The 4,463-nt window shown below is 62.3% G+C and carries 3 protein-coding genes; all 3 read left to right on the forward strand.

What is annotated here, in order from left to right; genetic code table 11:
• Positions 1–1,081, forward strand: a 1,081-nt coding sequence (gcvT, locus tag ACR0KN_RS22330; RefSeq protein ID WP_170782229.1) for a glycine cleavage system aminomethyltransferase GcvT, incomplete at its 5' end; no start/stop codon positions are given.
• A gap of 17 nt (positions 1,082–1,098) precedes the next feature.
• Complete coding sequence (gene gcvH, locus ACR0KN_RS22335) at positions 1,099–1,464, forward strand: glycine cleavage system protein GcvH (protein ID WP_170471861.1); 366 nt, start codon at positions 1,099–1,101, stop codon at positions 1,462–1,464.
• Positions 1,465–1,607: 143 nt separating this feature from the next.
• On the forward strand, positions 1,608–4,463 hold the full coding sequence (gene gcvP, locus ACR0KN_RS22340) for an aminomethyl-transferring glycine dehydrogenase (protein WP_480656681.1): 2,856 nt from the start codon (positions 1,608–1,610) through the stop codon (positions 4,461–4,463).

Raw genomic sequence — 4,463 nt, forward strand, 5'->3', positions numbered from 1 at the left:
ACGCACGCCTCTTCACGCTTTGCATGTTGAGTTGGGTGGTAAGTTGGTTGATTTTGCTGGGTGGGAGATGCCTGTTCAGTATCCATTGGGGATTATGGGTGAGCATAAGCAGTGCCGTGAGAAGGCGGCGGTGTTTGATGTGAGCCATATGGGTCAGGTGATCCTGAAGGGCGAGAATGTGGGCGAGAAGCTGGAAGCTTTGTGCCCGCAGGCCTATGCGACGTTGAAGGAAGGCAAGGCGCGGTACGGGTTCTTTACGAACGCGGATGGCGGGATCATGGACGATTTGATCGTGTCGAATGCGGGCGATCACTACTTTGTGGTGGTGAACGCGGCGCTGCGGCATCAGGACATTCCGCATATGCGCGAACATCTCGACGGTGTTGAAGTGATCGAGATCTTCGACCGCGCGCTGGTGGCGGTACAGGGCCCTGCGGCGGAAAACGTTGTGGGCGAGCTCTGCCCTGCGGCGCGGGATCTGAAGTTCATGGAAACCACTGTGGCGGATATCAACGGCGTTGAATGCCGTATCTCGCGGCTGGGCTATACCGGCGAGGACGGGTATGAGATCTCGATCCCCGAGGACAAGGCGATTGAGATCACCAAGGCCTTCCTGGCGCATGAAGATTGCGAGGCGGCCGGTCTGGGCGCGCGCGACAGCCTGCGGCTTGAAGCCGGGCTGTGCCTTTATGGCAATGACATCGACCAGAGCACCTCGCCGATCGAGGCCTCGCTGGCTTGGGCGATCCAGAAGCGCCGCAAGGAAGAGGGCGGTTTCCCGGGCGCGGACCGTGTGCAGAAGGAACTGGCCGAAGGTCCCGCCAAAAAGCTGGTGGGCATCAAGCCCGAGGGCCGGGCGCCAGCGCGTCAGGGCGTTGAGATCCAGTGCAGCGAGGGCAACACGATCGGCCAGATCACCTCGGGCGTGTTTGGCCCCACGGTGGGCGGACCAGTGGCGATGGGTTATGTCGCGGCAGGTCACACCGAGCCGGGCGAGACGGTGAACCTGATCATCCGGGGCAAACCGCAACCGGCGCAGATCGTGGCGCTGCCCTTCGTCAAACAGAATTACAAGCGTTGAAGTCAGGAGAGAGAGACATGGCAACCTATTATTCCGAAGAACATGAATGGCTGGCTGTTGAGGGCGACACCGCCACGCTGGGCATCACCAAACACGCCGCCGAGCAGTTGGGCGACGTGGTGTTCGTGGAACAGCAGGAAGCAGGCGACGAGTTCGAAAAAGGCGGCGAGATCGGCGTGATTGAATCCGTCAAGGCCGCGTCCGAGCTTTATGCGCCGGTCGATGGCGAGATCACAGAGGTGAACGAGGCGCTGGCTGACAATCCCGGTTCTCTGAATGACGACCCCGAAGGCGAAGCCTGGATCTACAAGATCAAGATTGCGGATGCCTCGCAGCTCGAAGATCTGATGGATGAGGCCGGCTACAAGGCCTTCATCGGTTAACTCTCAATTGGGGCCCTGTTTCCGGGGCTCCGCCCGTTCGGGCCTGAAACTGTCCCCTGGACAGTTTCCAAGACGGCCCTCACCCCACGCCGGAGGCTCCCGCAGCCGCCGCCGAACCTGATCTATCCTTGAGGAGCGCAACGATGGCCTTCAAACTGACCGATTACGAAGCCTATGACTTCGCCAACCGCCGCCATATCGGGCCCAGCCCGACCGAGATGCGCGACATGCTCAAGGTGATCGGCTTCAAGACACTGGACCAGCTGATCGACGCCACCGTCCCCCCCGCGATCCGGCAGAAAGAGCCGCTGGACTGGGGCCCGGCGATGACGGAACGCGACGCTCTGTTCCACATGAAAGAGGTGGCGAGCAAGAACAAGGTTCTGACCTCGCTGATTGGTCAGGGATATTATGGCACCACCACGCCGGCGCCGATCCTGCGCAACATCCTGGAAAACCCGGCCTGGTACACGGCCTATACGCCCTATCAGCCCGAGATCAGCCAGGGCCGCCTTGAGGCGCTGTTGAACTTCCAGACCATGGTCAGCGACCTGACCGGGTTGGACGTGGCCAACGCATCCCTGCTGGACGAAGCCACAGCTGCGGCGGAAGCGATGGCCATGGCCAAGCGCGGTGGTCGGTCCAAGGCCAACAATGCAGCCTTCTTTGTCGACAAGAACTGCCACCCGCAGACCATCGCGGTCATTAAAACCCGGGCCGAGCCTCTGGGCATCGAAGTGCAGGTGGCTGATCCGGACACGCTGGATGCAGGCGCGGTCTTTGGCGCGATCTTCCAGTATCCCGGCACCCACGGCCATGTGCGTGACTTCACCGCCGAGATCGCGGCGCTGCATGAGCACAAGGCCATCGCAATTGTCGCCGCCGATATCCTGTCGCTGGCGCTGCTCAAGTCACCGGGTGAGATGGGCGCCGACATTGCCATCGGCTCGACCCAGCGCTTTGGCGTTCCGATGGGTTATGGTGGCCCGCACGCCGCCTATATGGCGACCACCGACAAGCTGAAGCGTTCGATGCCGGGCCGGATCATCGGCGTCAGCATCGACAGCCGCGGCAACAAGGCCTACCGCCTGGCGCTGCAGACCCGCGAGCAGCATATCCGCCGCGAGAAAGCCAACTCGAACGTTTGCACTGCGCAGGCGCTGCTGGCGGTGATTGCTTCGATGTATGCGGTGTATCACGGCCCCGACGGCATCAAGGCCATCGCGCAATCGGTGCACCGCAAGACCTCGCGCATGGCTGCCGGTCTGGAAGAGGCAGGCTTTGCCGTCGAACCCGAGGTATTCTTCGACACCATCACGGTTGAGGTCGGCCATCTGCAGAACGTCGTCATGGAGGCCGCCGTGGCGCGCGGTGTGAACCTGCGCAAAGTGGGCGACACGAAAGTGGGCATCAGCCTGGACGAACAGACCCGCCCCGAGACCATCGAGGCGGTCTGGGGGGCCTTTGGCATCGATCGCAAGGATGACAGCTCGAACAAGCAGTACCGCCTGCCGGATTACGCGCTGCGCGAAAGCGAATACCTGACCCATCCGATCTTCCACAAGAACCGGGCCGAGGCCGAGATCACCCGCTATATGCGCCGTCTGGCCGACCGCGACCTGGCGCTGGACCGGGCGATGATCCCGCTGGGCTCCTGCACCATGAAGCTGAACGCCACGATCGAGATGATCCCGGTCACCTGGCCCGAGTTCGGCAACCTGCACCCGTTTGTGCCGCAAGATCAGGCGCAGGGCTATCACGAGATGATCGACGATCTGAACGACAAGCTGTGCCAGATCACCGGTTATGACGCGATCTCGCAGCAGCCCAACTCGGGCGCGCAGGGTGAGTACGCGGGCCTTCTGACCATCCGCAATTATCACTTCGCGCGTGGCGAGGGGCAGCGCAATGTCTGCCTGATCCCAACCTCGGCGCATGGCACCAACCCGGCCTCGGCCCAGATGGTCGGCTGGCAGGTTGTGCCGGTGCAGGCGGATGACAAGGGCAACATTGACCTGAACGACTTCCGCGCCAAGGCGGAAAAGCACTCGGATCATCTGGCCGCCTGCATGATCACCTATCCGTCCACCCATGGCGTGTTCGAGACCACCGTGCAGGAGGTCTGCCAGATCACCCATGATCACGGCGGTCAGGTCTATATCGACGGCGCCAACATGAACGCCATGGTTGGCCTGGCGCGTCCGGGCGATGTGGGCGGTGACGTCAGCCACCTGAACCTGCACAAGACCTTCTGCATCCCGCATGGCGGTGGCGGCCCCGGCATGGGTCCGATCGGCGTCAAGGCGCATCTGGAGGAGCACCTGCCCGGCCACCCGGAATACGGCACCGCCGTGGGCCCGGTCTCGGCAGCGCCTTTCGGGTCTCCGTCCATCCTGCCGGTCTCATGGGCCTATGTTCTGCTGATGGGCGGCGCAGGTCTGACCCAGGCCACGAAAGTGGCAATCCTGAACGCCAACTACATCGCGGCGCGTCTGCAGGATGCCTATCCGATCCTCTATACCTCCGAGACAGGTCGCGTGGCGCATGAATGCATCCTCGACACCCGTCCGCTGGACGAGGCCGCGCATGTCAGCGTCGATGACATTGCCAAGCGCCTGGTCGATTCAGGCTTCCACGCCCCAACCATGTCCTGGCCGGTGGCCGGAACCCTGATGGTGGAGCCCACGGAATCGGAGCCCATGGACGAGCTCGACCGCTTCTGCGAGGCCATGCTGTCCATTCGGGCCGAGGCGCAGGATATCATCGACGGCAAGATCGATGCGGAAAACAACCCGCTGAAAAACGCCCCACACACGGTGCGCGATCTGGTCGGCAGCTGGGACCGCCCCTACACACGCGAACAGGCCTGCTTCCCGCCGGGCTCCATGGGCGTCGACAAATACTGGTCCCCCGTCAACCGCGTCGACAACGCATACGGTGACAGAAACCTCATCTGCACATGCCCACCAATGTCAGAATACGAAGAAGCCGCAGAGTAA

Source organism: Ruegeria sp. AP7 (assembly GCF_056539905.1).